The organism is Ruegeria sp. YTSA144 (assembly GCF_059610125.1).
In genome coordinates this window covers 105176-121092 of record NZ_JBXWNA010000006.1, presented here as the reverse complement: position 1 = coordinate 121092, position 15917 = coordinate 105176, and the positions used below count along the sequence as shown (strand labels likewise).

The following is a 15917-nucleotide window of genomic DNA, read 5'->3' as shown; positions in this document are numbered from 1 at the left end:
CTCTTGGATTGCGCCGCGTCCGACTCAGGCGGCCGAGCCGCCGACAGTCAGCCCGTCCATCAGGACGGTCGGCTGGCCAACACCCACCGGCACCCATTGCCCGTCCTTGCCACAGGTTCCCATGCCGGGGTCCAGCGCCATATCGTTGCCCAGCCCGCGGATGCGTTTCAAGGCCGAGGGCCCGTCACCGATCAGCGTGGCGCCCTTGACCGGCGCGCCGATTTTACCGTTTTCGACCCGATACGCCTCGGTGCACGAGAAAACGAACTTGCCATTGGTGATGTCCACCTGACCGCCGCCGAAGCCAACCGCCCAGATGCCGTCCTTGATATCAGCCACCAGAGCCTGCGGGTCGGCTTCGCCGCCCAGCATGATCGTGTTGGTCATGCGCGGCATGGGTTTGTGTGCATAGCTCTGCCGCCGCCCGTTGCCGGTAGGAGCAACCCCCATCAGCCGCGCGTTCTGGCGGTCCTGCATATAGCCGGTCAGGACGCCGTCTTCGATCAGCACCGTGCGTGCGCTGGGCGTGCCCTCATCATCCACGCTGATCGAACCGCGACGATCAGCAATCGTGCCGTCATCCACCACGGTCACACCTTTGGAAGCAATCTGCTGACCCATCAACCCGGCAAAGGCCGAGCTGCCCTTGCGGTTGAAGTCGCCTTCCAGGCCGTGGCCGATGGCCTCGTGCAGCAGAATGCCTGGCCAGCCGGGGCCAAGCGCGACTTCCATGACACCGGCCGGTGCAGGAACTGCGTCCAGGTTGACCAGCGCAATGCGCAGCGCTTCGCGTACCTTGGCCTGCCAGTCGGCGGGGTCGATCAACCCGCTCAGGCCAACCCGGCCACCACCACCGGCGGATCCGCTTTCGCGGCGTCCGTTCTGTTCGACAATGACCGATACGTTCACGCGGGTCATGGGGCGCACATCACGGACCATCACACCATCGGGGCGCAGAATCTCGACCTCTTGCACGGCTGCCGCGATCGTGGCGCTGACCTGAACCACACGCGGGTCCAGATCGCGCGCGAAGGCGTCTATCTCACGCAATGTCTCGATCTTGACCGGGAACGCGGCGGATTCAATCGGGTCTTCGTCCGTATAGAGGCGCGTATTGGTGGAACGCGGAGCATCCGCCAGGACCCCGCCGCCATCCCCCACAGCCAGTCTTGCCGTTTCCGCCGCCCGTTGCAGGGCAGGAATCGAGACGTCTGTCGAATGCGCATATCCAGCCACTTCACCTTGTACGGCACGCAACCCGAACCCTTCCGACGCATCGTAGGACGCGGTGCGCAGACGTCCGTCATCGAACACGAGAGACTCGGATTTCCGCCGCTCGACAAACAGCTCTCCGTCCTCGGCACCGTCCGTGGCCGAGCGCAAAATGGCAAGCGCTTCATCGTGCGGAAGAGCGCTTTCAAAGGGGCGAAACGGGGCGTCGGACATGGGTTGGGACCTTTCGGGTTTGATCCAGATCAAAAATAGCGTCTGTTTGACGCAAGCATTTTGCTTTATCTACCCGACGGAATATGGTTTTTAACGCGGCCAAAGACAACGGGAGAGGTGCGACCGATTCACACCTTTTCGCCAGGGACGCAAAGATCAAACGATCAGGACAGAACATGAAGAATGCTTTGATGCTTTCAGGGTTTATGACAGCCCTCTCCAGCCTTCCAGCCATGGCTCAGGAGCTTGAGATTATTGGCAAGCCGGTTGACGGCGGTATGGGTTTTCAACCCGCGGCTACCAGCCTTGCCACGGGAATTCAGCGTCTGGACGGCATGATTCTGGTGATCATCACCGCAATCTGCCTGCTGGTAGCCGGTCTGCTGGTCTACTGCATCGTGCGCTACAACGAACGTGTAAACCCCAAGCCGGCAAGGTTTTCGCACTACACCCCGGTTGAAATTGCCTGGACCCTTGGCCCCATCCTGATTCTGGTCTTTATCGGTGCGTTTTCGCTGCCGGTTCTGTTCAAACAGCAGGAAATCCCCGAAGGCGACATCACCATCAAAGTCGTGGGCAACCAGTGGTACTGGACCTATGAATATGTCGATCACGAATTCGCGTTCGACAGCTACCTGCTGGGTCATCCGGCCACTCTGGACGAGGGCGCGCGCCCGGCCGACGCGGACGTGACCCCGTTTGTTCTGGATGATGCCATGCGTGCCAAGCTGGCCGATGCCGGCTACAGCGAAGACGAATGGCTGCTGGCCACCGATACCGCCGTGGTCGTTCCGGTTGGCAAGGTTGTCGTGATGCAGGTTACCGCATCTGACGTGATCCACTCCTGGACCATCCCGTCTTTTGGCGTGAAGCAGGATGGCGTACCCGGTCGTCTGGCGGAGCTGTGGTTCCAGGCCGAGAAAGAAGGCATCTACTTCGGTCAGTGTTCGGAACTCTGCGGCAAAGACCACGCCTATATGCCGATCACCGTCAAAGTCGTCAGCCAGGAAGCGTATGACCAGTGGCTGCAAGGCGCGATCGAAGAATATGCGGGTCTGCCGCAAAACTATCAGGTTGCTTCGAACTGAGCACGCTGAGGGCGGGTTGAGGCCCGCCTGACACGAAATGCAGGCTGTGCGGGCTGACCGCGCAGCTTTCGCCCCAAAAGGACCCGAGATGACCGACGCAAGCATCAATGCTAGCACAGCGACCGCCCACGCGGACGAGGCCAGCTTTGGCGATTACTTCGCCCTGCTGAAGCCGCGCGTGATGTCTCTGGTCGTGTTCACGGCGCTGGTCGGTTTGCTGGCGGCCCCGGTTCCGGTCCACCCCTTTGTCGGGTTCTGCGCCATTCTGTTCATCGCCATCGGCGGCGGCGCATCCGGTGCGCTGAACATGTGGTGGGATGCGGATATCGACAAGGTGATGAAACGCACCAAAGGTCGCCCGATCCCCTCCGGCAAGGTGGATGAGGGTGAGGCGATGGCCATCGGCCTGACCCTGTCGGGCCTGTCGGTGATCATGCTGGGCCTTGCGACCAATTGGTTCGCGGGAGCGTTTCTGGGCTTCACAATCTTTTTCTATGTCGTTGTCTACACGATGTGGCTGAAACGCTCGACGCCGCAGAACATCGTGATCGGTGGCGCGGCGGGCGCTTTCCCTCCGGTGATCGGCTGGGTGGCTGCAACCGGGTCCATGGCGGTTGAGCCGTGGCTGATGTTTGCCCTGACCTTCATGTGGACACCGCCGCATTTCTGGGCTCTGGCCCTGTTCATGCGCTCGGACTATGACGATGCGGGCGTGCCCATGCTGACCGTGACACACGGCCGCCGTGCAACGCGTGTACACATTCTCGTCTATACGGCCCTGCTGGCGATTCTGGCGGTGGGAACCGCGTTTTCTGGCATCGGTGGTCCCATCTACCTGACCGTGGCTCTGGTGTTGAACGCGTTGTTCCTGCGCGGCGCCTGGCAAATTTCGCGTCGGACCGAGGATGACTCGGAGGCCGACAACTTCAAGGCCGAACGCAGCTTTTTCAAACTTTCGCTGCTCTATCTCTTCCTGCATTTCGGCGCTGTTCTGGCCGAAGCCTTGCTGAAGCCCTATGGTTTGGGAGGATGGTCATGAGCCTGCGCAAAAGCCATGAACTGCATCAGCGCCGGTTCAGCCGCAATCTGGGCGTTGGACTGACGCTGGCTGCCTTTATCGTGATCATCTTTGGCCTGACCATCGTCAAGGTCTCGGGTACTGATTTCAACATGGCCACGCAGGAGGTGCAGAACTGATGGCGCTGTCTGGTCCTCAGAAAACGGTCGCTCAAACCGTGGGTGTGGTTGTCCTGATGGGCAGCCTGGCCTGGGCATCGGTACCGTTCTACGACTGGTTCTGCCGCGTTACCGGATTTGGCGGAACCACGGGTGTTGCCGAAGCCGCCCCCGAAGAAATTCTGGACCGCACGGTCACCGTACGGTTTGATGCATCCAAGGCCAAAGACATGGCCTGGGAATTCAAGCCCGTCGTCCGCGAGATGGAAGTGCGCATCGGCGAGACCGGACTGGCTTTCTATGAGGCCTACAATCCAACGGATCGCCCAATCGCGGGGCAGGCCTCCTACAATGTGGCACCCTATTCGGCAGGCGGGTATTTTCAAAAGATTGCCTGTTTCTGCTTTGAAGAGCAGGTGCTGCAACCCGGTGAACGCGTAGAAATGCCGGTGACCTTCTTCGTCGATCCTGAAATGGTCGAAGATCTTGAAGCAAAGTATGTTCATACGATCACTCTGTCGTATACATTCTACGAAATCGACCTGCCCGAGGGCTATGCCGCCCTTGAAGCGCAGGCAGAAACAAACACGAACTAACGCCTGTAGGTGAGGGACGCTGATGGCACACGCTAAAAACCATGATTATCACATTCTGGCCCCGTCGATCTGGCCTCTGATCGGAGCTGTCGGCGGCTTTGTGATGTTGTTCGGAGCCGTCCTTTGGATGCACGGCGTGACGCCGTGGATGTTCTGGGCCGGTCTGGTCGCAGTTCTCTACACCATGTTCGCATGGTGGTCCGAAGTCGTTGTCGAGAGCCGCCAGGGGGACCACACTCCTGTGGTTCGCATCGGCCTGCGTTACGGTTTCATCCTGTTCGTCATGTCCGAGGTGATGTTCTTCTTTGCCTGGTTCTGGTCGTTCTTCAAACATCGCATGTACCCGATGTACGACTATGCCGGCACCGAATACATCCAGCCGGACATCCACGCCGTTGACCCGTTCCACCTGCCGCTGATCAACACTCTGGTCCTGTTGCTGTCTGGCTGTGCAATTACCTGGGCGCACCACGCGCTGGTGCATGACAATGACCGCAAGGCGCTGATCAACGGTCTGGCCATCGGTATCGTTCTGGGCATCGCCTTTACCGGGTTGCAGGCGTTCGAGTATTATGAGCTGCTGGCCCATGAAGGCTGGAAGTTTGGCGATGATCAGTTCTATTCGAACTTCTTCATGGCGACCGGCTTCCATGGCTTCCACGTCATTATCGGCACCATCTTCCTGTCGGTCTGCCTGATCCGGGCCCTCAAGGGCGACTTCACACCTGAAAAACATGTCGGGTTCGAGGCGGCCGCCTGGTACTGGCACTTCGTTGACGTTGTCTGGCTGTTCCTGTTCTTCGCGGTCTACATCTGGGGACAGGCTCCGCTGATGTAAGACCGGTCAGGTGATCCAATTGCAAAAGCCGCCCCTTGGGGCGGCTTTTTCTCTATTCCGGGCGCAAGATTGCGCCCCATACAATTGCGTGGTTGCAATTTGTCCCGCACGCCCCTTAACAAGACGCCGGTTCCTGAAACGAGGTTTGACCCTGACATGCGCCGCATTCTGTTCCCGCTGATCTTCGGCCTTGCCGGTTTGGGCGTGCTGCTGTCGCTGGGCATCTGGCAGCTTCAGCGTCTGGCCTGGAAGCAGGAGGTGCTGGCCGAGATCGAAAGCCGAATCTCAGCCGCACCCACCGCCTTGCCCCGGCAGGTTTCAGAAGACTCTGACAAATATCTTCCGGTGACGGTTACGGGCGAGATGGAACCAGGCGAAATCCATGTGCTTGTTTCGGTCAAACAGGTGGGGGCAGGGTATCGGATCATCCAGTCGTTCAGCACCGAGGACCGCACAATCCTGGTGGATCGGGGTTTTATACCGACAACGGCCAAGCAAACGCCGCGTCTGACCGGCCCGATGGAGATCACCGGCAACCTGCACTGGCCGGATGAGGTCGACGGTTACACGCCTGAACCCGATATCGATGAAAACATCTGGTTTGCCCGCGACGTGCCAAATCTGGCCGCCGCTTTGGGGGCCGAGCCGGTGCTGCTGATCGCGCGGTCTGAGACCGACCCGAACGTGACGCCTTTGCCGGTGGATACGGCGGGAATTCCAAACGATCACCTGCAATATGCAATTACCTGGTTTGGCTTGGCTCTGGTCTGGGCTGTGATGACCGGGTATTTCCTGTGGCGCAACCGCGCCCCTTCTGAGAGAGAAGAGCAATGAAATACATCTCGACCCGTGGCCAAGCGCCAGAACTGACCTTTGAAGAGGCGATGCTGACCGGTCTGGCCCGCGATGGTGGTCTGTATCTGCCCGCCGAGATCCCCGTGATGAGCCATGACGAGATCGCGGCGCTTGCTGGGTTGTCCTATGAAGACATCGCATTCCGCGTGATGTGGCCTTATGTCAGCGGGTCCTTTGCCGAGGATGAGTTCAAGCAGATCATCGGCCGCGCCTATGAAGGTTTCGGCCATGACGCCCGCGCGCCGCTGAAGCAGTTGAACGAAAACCATTTTCTGCTGGAGCTGTTCCACGGGCCGACACTGGCCTTCAAGGATTTCGCCATGCAGTTGATCGGTCAACTGTTCCAGGTGGCCTTGAAGCGTCGCGGAGATCGCGTGACCATCGTCGGCGCGACCAGTGGTGACACCGGCTCGGCCGCTATCGAGGCGTTCCGGGGGCTGGACGCGGTGGACGTGTTCATCCTGTTCCCGCATGGCCGCGTGTCCGAGGTGCAGCGTCGCCAGATGACGACGCCTGCGGACAGCAATGTTCATGCTCTGGCCGTGGATGGCGATTTCGACGATTGTCAGGCCGCGCTGAAGGACATGTTCAATGATTTCGACTTCCGCGACGGTGTCAAACTGGCCGGTGTGAACTCGATCAACTTCGCGCGGGTGCTGGCGCAGATCGTTTACTACTTTTCATCCGCCGTCAGCCTCGGCGCGCCGCACCGCAAGGTCAGCTTCACTGTGCCCACCGGCAATTTCGGCGACATCTTCGCGGGCTATCTGGCCAAGCGCATGGGCCTGCCGATCGACCGTCTGGTCGTGGCGACCAACCAGAACGATATCCTGCACCGGTGTCTGTCGGGCGAGGGATATTTCAAGGGCGACACGATCCCATCGATCAGCCCGTCGATGGACATTCAGGTCAGCTCGAATTTCGAGCGCGCGCTGTATTACGCCTATGGCGAGGACGGTGGAGCCGTGGCGCAGTTGATGGATGAGCTCAAGTCCGGCGGTTTCAACGTCAGTCAGGGCGCGATGGAGGCGCTGCGCGAGACTTTCGACTCGGGCCGGGTGTCCGAGGACGAAACGCTGGCGACGATCAGGCATACGCTTGCCCACAGCGCGGAACTGGTCTGCCCGCACACTGCGGTCGGGATCAAGGTCGGTGAAGAACACCGTGCCACCGGCACCCCGATGATCACCTTGGCCACTGCGCACCCCGCCAAGTTTCCGGCCGCAGTCGAGAAGGCAAGCGACGTGCATCCGCCTCTTCCATCCCGCATGTCTGATCTGTATGAACGTCCGGAACGGGTGACCCGGATTGCCGACGATCTGGGTGCCATCGAGGATCATATCAAAGGGCACATCGCCGAGTGACTGTCAGACAAGACCAACTGAAGAACGGCTTTCGTATCGTCAGTGAACACATGCCGGGGCTGCAATCTGCGGCCATCGGCATCTGGGTGACCGCCGGTGGGCGGCATGAGCGGATCGAACAGAACGGCATCGCGCATTTCCTTGAGCACATGGCGTTCAAGGGAACCGAGCGGCGTTCGGCGCTGCAAATCGCCGAGGCGATCGAGGATGTGGGTGGATACATCAACGCCTATACCTCGCGTGAGGTGACGGCCTATTATGCCCGGGTGCTTAAGGATGACGTGGCGCTGGCGATGGACGTGATCGGCGACATCGTTCTGAACCCGGTTTTCGACCCGCGCGAAATCGAGGTTGAGCGCGGCGTGATCTTGCAGGAGATCGGCCAGGCCTATGACACGCCGGACGATGTAATCTTTGATTGGTTGCAGGAGCAGAGCTATCACGACCAGCCTCTGGGCCGTACCATTCTGGGCCCGACCGAACGGGTCAGTGCGTTCTCGCGCGAGGATCTGTCGGGGTTCGTGGCCGAGCATTATGGCCCCGATCAGATGATCCTGTCCGCGGCCGGTGCCGTGGAACACGATCAGCTGATGAAAATGGCAGAAGAGATGTTCGGTCATCTGCAACCACGCACCGGGCTGATCGCCGAGCCTGCGCGTTTTACCGGCGGTGAAGCACGGCAGGAGAAAGAGCTGGAGCAGGCCCATTTCGCACTTGCGCTGGAAAGCCCGGGCTATCGCGACGATGCGATCTATACGGCGCAGATCTATTCCACCGCTTTGGGTGGTGGCATGTCTTCGCGGTTGTTCCAGGAGGTGCGCGAGTCGCGCGGTCTGTGCTATACGATCTTTGCCCAGACCGGTGCCTATGCCGATACCGGTACGACGACGATCTACGCCGGTACGTCGGCAGATCAGGTGGCAGAGCTTGCCACCATCACCATTGACGAAATGAAGCGCGCAGCCGAGGACATGACCACGGAAGAGGTTGCCCGTGCCCGTGCGCAGATGAAAGCCGGGATGTTGATGGGGCTTGAAAGCCCGTCAAACCGGGCCGAACGCTTGGCGCGGCTGGTTCAGATCTGGGGGCGGGTCCCGTCTCTGGAAGATACGGTGGCCCGGATTGATGCGGTCAGCACCGAAGATGTGCGCGTATTCGCCGAGCAGATGGCCGTCAACGCACCTGCCGCTTTGGCGCTGTACGGGCCGGTTTCGGGGGCGCCGACATTGGCCGAACTACAGGAGAGGCGGGCGGCGTGATGCTGTTGGGCAGACGCAAGGTGAAACTCGAGACTGCGCGGCTCAGCTTGCGCCCGCCTGTACATTCCGACTTCAACGATTGGGCCGCGTTGCGGCGGGCCTCGAAAGACTATCTGACTCCTTGGGAGCCGATCTGGGCCAAGGACCACCTGAGCCGCAAATCCTTTACCAACCGTGTTTATTGGGCACAACGTTCTGTAGCGGCCGGGACGGCAATTCCGCTTTTTCTGTTTCGCCGCGAGGATGACGTCTTGGTTGGGGCCATCACGCTGGACAACATACGGCGCGGTCCCGCGCAGGCGGGCACATTGGGGTACTGGACCGGTCAGGCCTTTGCCCGACAGGGGTATATGCGTGAAGCCATCGGCGCGATGGTTCACCATGCCTTTACCCGTTTGGACCTGAGCCGGATCGAAGCCGCCTGCCTGCCGGAAAACCGGGCGTCGCGCGGGCTGCTGGAAAGCTCGGCCTTCAAGTATGAAGGCGTGGCGCAGTCTTATTTGCAGATCAACGGACGGTGGCGGACGCATGTTCTGTATGCCAGCCTGCGGTCCGATCGGCGCGGAAAAACCGACGCGGGATAGGGGGCGCTGCCCCCGTCGCGGCAAGCCGCGCCTCCCCCGGGATATTTGTGGCCAGATGAACAAGGGGCATGACTTGTGGGCGTTCTGCGCTACACTTCGGGAATGCGCTGTTTGATTGCGGCATTGATGGTGATTTCGGGCGGGGCCGCTGCGCAGGAGCGTCGGCCAAGCCACTGTATCGCCATTGCTGATGCGGCGCCCGGAATCGAGTATCTGCACAAGGCGGCCTGGCAGGATCCGGTACCGGAATTCTCGGTGCGGATCAGCTATATCGCGCACGCGTCCTTCATGATCCAGACCCGCGGCGGGCTGAATGCGGTGACGGACTTTACCGGGTTTATCGGCAGCGCAAACCTGATCCCGGACGTGGTGACGATGAACCATGCCCACGGCACGCATTGGACGGCCCATCCCGACCCGGCCATTCCGCATGTTCTGCCGGGATGGGGAGAGTTCGGGAAAGGTATCGAGCATCATCTGGATCTGGGAGAGATGCTGGTGCGCAATGTCTCGACCGATATCCGGTCTGTTTATGGTGGGGTCGAAGAGCGCGGTAATTCGATTTTTGTGTTCGAGGTTGAGGGGTTGTGCATCGGTCATCTGGGGCATTTGCATCATGTCCCGTCGGATGAGCAGTTTGCCGCGCTTGGGCGGCTGGATGTGGTCATGGCCGCCGTTGATGGCGGGACCACCATGCCTCTGCCCGAGATGATTGCGGTTCTTAAACGGCTGAAAAGTTCTGTCATCATTCCGATGCACTGGTTCTCGCAGTTTTCGCTGGATCGCTTCCTGGCGGATATCAGGGATACATTTCCGGTCGAGCGCGAAGGGGTGTCGGAAATCACCGTCTCATTGCGGAACCTTCCGGACCGACCCACGGTAGTGGTGCTTGAGCCGCGCTATCTGATTGATCTTGAATAAGGCTTGCGGCAATCGCATCGCTTGGGCATTGAATGCGTATGAGTTTGAACCCCGCTGATGACCGTTTTGCCGCGCTGGTCCGTTCGAAACTGGGCGACGGTGTGCTGCGCCCCGTAGAAGAACGGTATTTGGAAGAACCGCGCGGTCGGTTTGCCGGACAGATCGGCCTGCTGGCCTTGCCGCGCAATACCGAAGAGGTGGCGGTGCTGGTAGGATTGGCTGCGCAAGCGCGGGTCCCGATCGTGCCTTATGGCGGCGGCACCGGTCTGGTTGGCGGGCAGGTTATGTCAGAGGATCCGGCGCCTTTGCTGATCTCGTTGGAACGGATGACCGCCATCCGGTCAGTCTTTGCGACCGAGAACGTTCTGGTCGCCGAAGCCGGGGCCATTCTTCAAGACGTTCAGGCCGCAGCCGAGGCGGTAAACCGGTTGTTTCCTCTGTCGTTGGCGGCACAGGGATCCTGCCGGATCGGGGGCAACCTGTCGACCAATGCAGGGGGCGTCAACGTTTTGCGGTATGGCAACGCGCGCGACCTGTGCCTGGGGCTTGAGGCGGTGTTGCCCAGTGGCGAGATCTGGCACGGCCTCAGCCGGCTGCGAAAGGACAATACCGGCTATGACCTGCGCAATCTGCTGATCGGGGCCGAGGGGACGCTGGGGATCATCACGGCCGCATCGCTCAAGCTGTTCCCGCGACCCGCCGGTATCGGGACGGCGGTGTTTCAGGTGGCGTCTCCCGAAGCGGCGATCGACCTGCTGGCTTTGGCGCGGGACAGGGTGGGTGAGGCGGTCAGCACGTTTGAGCTGATCCACCGGCAGGGGCTTGATTTTCTGGCCGAGGTTCTGCCGGATGTTCGCCAACCGTTCGCCTCGCCACCGGAGTGGAGCGTATTGATCGAGCTGGGTCTGGCTGACGGGCAATCACCATTTGCCGCGTTGGAGGAACTCTTTGTTCGCGCTGACGAACTCGGTCAGGTTCAGGACGGAGTAATCGCCCAAAGTGAAGCGCAGCGGGCCGATTTGTGGGCGGTGCGCGAACGCATTCCCGAAGCCAATCGTCTGATCGGGTCAGTGTCGAGCCATGATATCTCGATCCCGATTTCCAGAATCCCCGAATTCATTTGCGATGGCAGAGACTTGATTGCGGGTCTCGGGCCCTTTCGGATCAATTGCTTTGGCCATCTTGGTGACGGCAATCTGCATTACAACGTGTTCCCGCCCAAAGGGCAGAGCCGATCGGATTTCGAGGACCAAAGAGGCATGATCAAGCGGGCCATACATGATCTGGTTGACGCCTTTGACGGCTCGGTCAGTGCTGAACATGGGGTGGGGCGCCTCAAGACCGAGGATCTGGAACGCTATGGCGATCCGGCCAAGCTGGGCGCAATGCGGGCCATCAAACTGGCATTGGATCCGCAGGGCATCATGAACCCCGGCGCGGTCCTGAAAGGGTGAACACGGCCCCGGGCTTTGGGCCGTGTCCAGGTGTTTTCCTACGATGCAGGCAGGATCACCTTGTCGATCACATGGATCACGCCGTTCTTGGTTTCGATGTCGGCCTGAACAACGTTGGCGTCATTCACCATCACACCTGAATCCAGGTCGATCGTGATATCACCGCCTTGAACGGTTGCAGCGGTCATGTCGTCGCTCAGATCACCTGACATCACTTTGCCCGGCACGACATGGTAGGTCAGAATGGCAACCAGCTGATCCTTGTTTTCGGGCTTCAGCAAGTCTTCGACCGTACCTTCGGGCAAAGCCGCGAACGCGTCATCAGTGGGGGCAAAAACGGTGAAAGGACCTTCGCCCTTGAGTGTGTCCACCAGTTCGGCGGCCTGAACCGCCGCGACGAGTGTTTCAAAGCTGCCAGCGGCGACAGCCGTGTCGACAATGTCCTTGCCGTGACCATCGGCGATTGCAGCAGTGCTGAACAGGATCGAGGCGACACCGGCGGCGGCGAATTTGCGGAACATGAGCTTAACTCCCTGGGTTGAAATGCTTCAAGCAGCATCACCCAGTATACGGGGCAGCCTGACCACAAGATCACTTGAGTCGATCCGTTTTGCGGCTTGATCGGCGCGAAAACCGCGCTAAGCCTGCCCGGTTTTCGGTTTCCAATCACGTTTTTGTGAAAAACTCCTGGTCAGAGCCCCTCGAAGTCGCACAGGACATGCACGTCCATGCCCATCTCTTCCAACACTTTACGGCCACCAAGATCGGGCAGGTCAATGATGAAGGCGCAAGAGACGATTTCGCCCCCAAGCCGCTCGATCAGCTTGATACCCGCCGCAGCAGTTCCGCCCGTAGCCAGCAGATCGTCGACCACCAGAATCTTTTCGCCGGGTTGGATGGCATCGTCATGGATCTCGACGATCGCCTCTCCGTATTCCAACTTGTAGTCCTGACTGATTGTTGTGCCGGGCAGTTTGCCTTTTTTGCGGATCGGGACAAAACCGACGCTCAACTGATGTGCAATCGCGCCGCCCAGAATAAAGCCGCGTGCTTCAAGCCCGACTACTTTGTCGATCTGCTCACCGGCATAGGGGTGCAGCATCTGGTCAATTGCCATTCGAAACCCGCGGGGGTCGGCAAACAGGGTTGTCACATCCCGAAACATGATCCCTTCATGGGGGAAATCGACAATGGTTCGGATATAATCTTTGACAGATTTGTTTCTGGACATGGGCCAACCTTTTAGCGTCAAACAGCAATATTGTGTTTGGCCCAAGAGGGTTGGCCATGCAAGGAACAATTCCGCGGCCGGATCAGCACGGGTGCGAGGTTTCAGCGTTGAGCAGGACAAAAACCGGGGCAACCTTTGCGCCGGCCAAGACAATTGCCCGACCCGTTTGATTGCTTGCTGCCACCTGTTCCAAACAGCCCCGGCGCTCGGATTTCCCGGAGCGCGATGAGCAAGCTGTCTGGTTTGCAATTCGACATGTCCGGGTCTCAGGCGTCGTCGGCTTCAATTGAATGGATCTGGCTCAAGAACTGCCTGAAGGTTGCACGGTTCGTTGTCAGTTTCCCATCCTTGCCGTTAAGTGCCCGATAACGACAAAATCTATGCTATGGATATACACAGCATCGCCAGATAGAGCATAACTTCGTTGGGAAAAAATGCACGTGGCCGGGAATGAAGGCAAAGGGTCGACCAAGAAAAACAGTCAGTTGGTCTTGCGCCTCGACAGGGATGAACGAGACTCGTTTGTCGAGCTTTGCAAAGAGCTGGACACGTCTGCTGCGCGTGAAATCCGCAGGTTCATCCGCGGATTCATGAAAGAACACGCCGAAGACTGATGCGGTGTCAGGCCGGTCGGCGCAGGACCGCCGTGGCCATACCCATGCCGATCAAGGTCAAGCCGCCAAACCGTGTCATTGCCGTAATGACGCTGGCGCGCCCGATCAGCCGCCGCAACCTGTCTGCCAAAAGGGCGTAGGCCAACGCATTCACCCAGGCCAGCCCGACGAATGTGGCAATCAGGATGACGAACTGAGGTCCAAGCGGTTCAGCAGGGCGTATGAACTGCGGCACAAAGGCAATGAAGAAGGCGATGGATTTCGGGTTCAGGGCAGTGACGGCGGCTGCGTGACCGAATACGCTGCGCGCGGTGACATCCCGCCCAGTGTCGACCGTGCTCAATCCGCCGGCTGGTGCGCTGCGCAACAGTTTGATCCCAAGCCAGATCAGATAGGCCGCGCCCACCCATTTGAGAACGGAAAACAACGTGGCCGAAGCCAGAACAAGCGCGCCAAGCCCCAACAAAGATGCGGTCATGGCCACAAGATCGCCCACTGCAACCCCCGTGGCCGAGGCGACGGCGACACTGCGCCCCTTGGACAGGGCATAGCTGAGCACCAGCAACACCGTCGGGCCGGGGATCAGCAGCAATGCCGTGGAAGCAGCCACAAAGGCCAGCCAGACTTCAAGTGGCATGATGCGGTTCCTTTTCCAACTCAAGTCACACGAGTTTTCAGCCATACTACGAATTGGGCTCAAGTCGACAGCACCCGAGTCAAATTTCCCGTTTCAGGACTCAAAAAAAGGCGAACACTACTGCACGCATAACCGAAGAATATGCAGACAGGGCTTTCTTCAGGATATTCCGAAAGAAAAAGCTGTTGAACTTGCCACCCGGACACGCGGCCAGAACGACAAACCGTACCAGTGCTCGGAGCCACACCGGATTTCGGAGCGATCCTCAGCCATCTGTAGAAAAACCGGGCGTTTACATCACACGCCCGGCCACCGCGTCCAACTTGGCCAGAAGCGCCGGGTCGCGCTTTTCCGGTGCGGTCAGGATCGCGTATTCCAGCGCCCGGTCGCAGCCATGCGGGCAAGGTGCCCGCTCTGCGCCCAGAAGGGATGGAAGGCCCTTGACCAGTGCGCGACCTTTTTCGGCATTGCCGGTCAGGGTGGCGATGATCGTGGACACGTCCACCTCGCCATGGTCCGGGTGCCAGCTGTCATAGTCGGTGACCATCGCGATCGACGCGTAACAAAGCTCGGCCTCGCGGGCGAGTTTCGCTTCGGGCATGTTGGTCATGCCGATCACGTCACAGCCCCATTGCTCGCGATACATCCTGGATTCCGCAAGACTGGAAAACTGAGGCCCCTCCATCGCCAGATAGGTGCCGCCCCGGTGGATGGTGATACCAGCGGCCTTGCCCGCCGTCTCGCATGCGTCCGACAGGCGTGGGCAGGTGGGGTGGGCGACGCTGACATGGGCAACGCAGCCCGATCCGAAAAAGCTTTTGTCCCGTGCAAAAGTGCGATCGATGAACTGATCGACAATCACGAAGTCACCCGGTGCCATATGCTCGCGGAACGATCCGCAAGCCGACACCGAGATCACGTCCGTCACACCCAACCGTTTCAGCGCGTCGATATTGGCGCGATAGGGTACATCTGTCGGCGAGTGCACATGACCGCGCCCATGACGCGGCAGAAAGGCCATTTCGATACCGTCAAGCGACCCGGTCAGGATCTGGTCTGACGGCGTACCCCAAGGGGTCTCAACCTCTACCCATTCCGGGTTCTCCAGCCCATCGATGTCATAGATGCCTGATCCGCCGATGACGGCTATCCTGGTTTGGGTCACTGTCCTGCTCCGCCTGAATACCTGATGTTGAATTTGTGCGGGTTCAGCCCGGATTTGACAAGAGGCCTATTCCCGCATCGTCAACAGGTTGCGCTGTTGCGATTGCCCGGTGAAATCGGCCCAGGCCGCGCCGAACATGCCCAGAGACCAGGTCAGATCCTGTGATTGCCCGTGCCGGTCCCGGAACACGAAGCGGAACGCATCGCCGGTCAGCATGGCGTCCAATAGCGCCTTGGCGCGTTGGCCTTCGAAAGTACAGCCAAGCCCGGTCAGGCATCCGGGGCGCCGGGTGCGCCATGTGGTTTCTTCGCCCTTTTCGATGCGAAATCCGGATGGGGTGAAGAAAGTACCCGGCTCGATCCCGAATTCAATTTTGAAACCTTCCGGTTCCGGCGTAATGAAAACGAACTGTGCCGCGAATTTTGGCCGAAGGGAAAACACCTCTGCCCGTCGGATGTAGCACCGCTGCTGTAACGCGCCGCTTTCTTCGCGCTCGTCACAGATCGAATTCCAGATGCCGAAAATTTCGTGATGCGTTACCCGCCAGTTGCCGGCCGTGTCATTGCCATCCAAATCCTGTGCTAGGACGGGAAGGGCCGGGAACAGTAAGAACAGTAAGAAGAGGATCCAACGCATGGCCTCACATGTGGTGGCTTCATAGTGGCTCCTCAAATCACCTTGCCGTGAGC

General features: G+C 59.5%; 18 protein-coding genes. 12 read left to right on the top strand and 6 right to left on the bottom strand.

The window, feature by feature from the left end:
• Positions 1-24 precede the first annotated feature (24 nt).
• Complete coding sequence (gene tldD, locus AC2FF8_RS14015) at positions 25-1446, bottom strand: metalloprotease TldD (protein ID WP_496879971.1); 1422 nt, start codon at positions 1444-1446, stop codon at positions 25-27.
• 176 nt (positions 1447-1622) lie between these two features.
• Here tldD and coxB point away from each other — a divergent pair, with 176 nt between their 5' ends.
• The 11 genes from coxB (at position 1623) to AC2FF8_RS13960 (ending at position 11581) form a co-directional block, all read left to right on the top strand.
• Complete coding sequence (gene coxB, locus AC2FF8_RS14010) at positions 1623-2534, top strand: cytochrome c oxidase subunit II (RefSeq protein WP_170345002.1); 912 nt, start codon at positions 1623-1625, stop codon at positions 2532-2534.
• Between the two features lie 88 nt (positions 2535-2622).
• Complete coding sequence (gene cyoE / locus AC2FF8_RS14005; protein WP_496879970.1) at positions 2623-3573, top strand: heme o synthase; 951 nt, start codon at positions 2623-2625, stop codon at positions 3571-3573.
• The gene (locus AC2FF8_RS14000; RefSeq protein ID WP_162896804.1) at positions 3570-3731 is read left to right on the top strand and encodes a cytochrome c oxidase system small membrane protein; all 162 of its coding nucleotides are present in this window, start codon (positions 3570-3572) and stop codon (positions 3729-3731) included. Before cyoE ends, AC2FF8_RS14000 begins: the two co-directional genes overlap by 4 nt.
• Positions 3731-4306, top strand: a complete 576-nt coding sequence (locus AC2FF8_RS13995) for a cytochrome c oxidase assembly protein (protein ID WP_170345004.1) — start codon at positions 3731-3733, stop codon at positions 4304-4306. The genes AC2FF8_RS14000 and AC2FF8_RS13995 overlap by 1 nt, the downstream gene beginning before the upstream one ends.
• A gap of 22 nt (positions 4307-4328) precedes the next feature.
• Positions 4329-5144: a cytochrome c oxidase subunit 3 gene (locus tag AC2FF8_RS13990; RefSeq protein WP_170345005.1), complete on the top strand. Its 816-nt coding sequence runs from the start codon at positions 4329-4331 to the stop codon at positions 5142-5144.
• Between the two features lie 156 nt (positions 5145-5300).
• Positions 5301-5978 (top strand): SURF1 family protein, encoded by a 678-nt coding sequence (locus AC2FF8_RS13985; protein WP_496879969.1) that lies wholly within the window; start codon positions 5301-5303, stop codon positions 5976-5978.
• On the top strand, positions 5975-7363 hold the full coding sequence (gene thrC, locus AC2FF8_RS13980; protein ID WP_496879968.1) for a threonine synthase: 1389 nt from the start codon (positions 5975-5977) through the stop codon (positions 7361-7363). Before AC2FF8_RS13985 ends, thrC begins: the two co-directional genes overlap by 4 nt.
• Complete coding sequence (locus tag AC2FF8_RS13975) at positions 7360-8622, top strand: M16 family metallopeptidase (protein WP_257600233.1); 1263 nt, start codon at positions 7360-7362, stop codon at positions 8620-8622. Before thrC ends, AC2FF8_RS13975 begins: the two co-directional genes overlap by 4 nt.
• Complete coding sequence (locus AC2FF8_RS13970; protein WP_496879967.1) at positions 8622-9206, top strand: GNAT family N-acetyltransferase; 585 nt, start codon at positions 8622-8624, stop codon at positions 9204-9206. Before AC2FF8_RS13975 ends, AC2FF8_RS13970 begins: the two co-directional genes overlap by 1 nt.
• 102 nt (positions 9207-9308) lie before the next feature.
• Entirely contained in the window at positions 9309-10127 is an 819-nt protein-coding gene (locus tag AC2FF8_RS13965) for an MBL fold metallo-hydrolase (protein ID WP_170345124.1), read from the top strand.
• Between the two features lie 38 nt (positions 10128-10165).
• A complete protein-coding gene (locus tag AC2FF8_RS13960; RefSeq protein ID WP_496879966.1) occupies positions 10166-11581 on the top strand; it encodes an FAD-binding oxidoreductase in 1416 nt (471 codons plus the stop codon).
• Positions 11582-11619: 38 nt separating this feature from the next.
• Here the strand turns inward: AC2FF8_RS13960 and AC2FF8_RS13955 are convergent, their stop codons facing one another.
• Together AC2FF8_RS13955 and AC2FF8_RS13950 are read right to left on the bottom strand one after the other, a co-directional pair.
• A complete protein-coding gene (locus tag AC2FF8_RS13955) occupies positions 11620-12102 on the bottom strand; it encodes a fasciclin domain-containing protein (RefSeq protein WP_170345010.1) in 483 nt (160 codons plus the stop codon).
• A gap of 170 nt (positions 12103-12272) precedes the next feature.
• The gene (locus AC2FF8_RS13950; RefSeq protein ID WP_496879965.1) at positions 12273-12812 is read right to left on the bottom strand and encodes an adenine phosphoribosyltransferase; all 540 of its coding nucleotides are present in this window, start codon (positions 12810-12812) and stop codon (positions 12273-12275) included.
• A 440-nt stretch (positions 12813-13252) separates the two neighbouring features.
• Here AC2FF8_RS13950 and AC2FF8_RS13945 point away from each other — a divergent pair, with 440 nt between their 5' ends.
• Positions 13253-13426, top strand: coding sequence for a hypothetical protein (locus AC2FF8_RS13945; protein WP_170345012.1), 174 nt, complete (start codon positions 13253-13255; stop codon positions 13424-13426).
• A 7-nt stretch (positions 13427-13433) separates the two neighbouring features.
• Here AC2FF8_RS13945 and AC2FF8_RS13940 read toward each other — a convergent pair whose 3' ends face one another.
• From AC2FF8_RS13940 to AC2FF8_RS13930, 3 genes are all read right to left on the bottom strand, one after another.
• Positions 13434-14063 carry a LysE family translocator gene (locus AC2FF8_RS13940; RefSeq protein ID WP_170345013.1) on the bottom strand — a complete coding sequence of 210 codons (630 nt, stop codon included), beginning with the start codon at positions 14061-14063 and terminating at the stop codon, positions 13434-13436.
• A 292-nt stretch (positions 14064-14355) separates the two neighbouring features.
• Positions 14356-15228 (bottom strand): S-methyl-5'-thioadenosine phosphorylase, encoded by an 873-nt coding sequence (locus tag AC2FF8_RS13935; protein ID WP_170345014.1) that lies wholly within the window; start codon positions 15226-15228, stop codon positions 14356-14358.
• Positions 15229-15294: 66 nt separating this feature from the next.
• Positions 15295-15864, bottom strand: coding sequence for an invasion associated locus B family protein (locus AC2FF8_RS13930; protein WP_170345015.1), 570 nt, complete (start codon positions 15862-15864; stop codon positions 15295-15297).
• Positions 15865-15917 lie beyond the last annotated feature (53 nt).

Bases quoted from the DNA above. Each gene is read 5' to 3' on its own strand.
- AC2FF8_RS13940 (WP_170345013.1), bottom strand. From the start codon at position 14,063: ATGCCACTTGAAGTCTGGCTGGCCTTTGTGGCTGCTTCCACGGCATTG.
- AC2FF8_RS13960 (WP_496879966.1), top strand. From the start codon at position 10,166: ATGAGTTTGAACCCCGCTGATGACCGTTTTGCCGCGCTGGTCCGTTCG.
- AC2FF8_RS13950 (WP_496879965.1), bottom strand. From the start codon at position 12,812: ATGTCCAGAAACAAATCTGTCAAAGATTATATCCGAACCATTGTCGAT.
- AC2FF8_RS13930 (WP_170345015.1), bottom strand. From the start codon at position 15,864: ATGCGTTGGATCCTCTTCTTACTGTTCTTACTGTTCCCGGCCCTTCCC.
- AC2FF8_RS13965 (WP_170345124.1), top strand. From the start codon at position 9,309: ATGCGCTGTTTGATTGCGGCATTGATGGTGATTTCGGGCGGGGCCGCT.
- AC2FF8_RS13955 (WP_170345010.1), bottom strand. From the start codon at position 12,102: ATGTTCCGCAAATTCGCCGCCGCCGGTGTCGCCTCGATCCTGTTCAGC.
- cyoE (WP_496879970.1), top strand. From the start codon at position 2,623: ATGACCGACGCAAGCATCAATGCTAGCACAGCGACCGCCCACGCGGAC.
- AC2FF8_RS14000 (WP_162896804.1), top strand. From the start codon at position 3,570: ATGAGCCTGCGCAAAAGCCATGAACTGCATCAGCGCCGGTTCAGCCGC.
- AC2FF8_RS13990 (WP_170345005.1), top strand. From the start codon at position 4,329: ATGGCACACGCTAAAAACCATGATTATCACATTCTGGCCCCGTCGATC.
- AC2FF8_RS13970 (WP_496879967.1), top strand. From the start codon at position 8,622: ATGCTGTTGGGCAGACGCAAGGTGAAACTCGAGACTGCGCGGCTCAGC.
- thrC (WP_496879968.1), top strand. From the start codon at position 5,975: ATGAAATACATCTCGACCCGTGGCCAAGCGCCAGAACTGACCTTTGAA.
- AC2FF8_RS13985 (WP_496879969.1), top strand. From the start codon at position 5,301: ATGCGCCGCATTCTGTTCCCGCTGATCTTCGGCCTTGCCGGTTTGGGC.
- coxB (WP_170345002.1), top strand. From the start codon at position 1,623: ATGAAGAATGCTTTGATGCTTTCAGGGTTTATGACAGCCCTCTCCAGC.
- AC2FF8_RS13995 (WP_170345004.1), top strand. From the start codon at position 3,731: ATGGCGCTGTCTGGTCCTCAGAAAACGGTCGCTCAAACCGTGGGTGTG.
- tldD (WP_496879971.1), bottom strand. From the start codon at position 1,446: ATGTCCGACGCCCCGTTTCGCCCCTTTGAAAGCGCTCTTCCGCACGAT.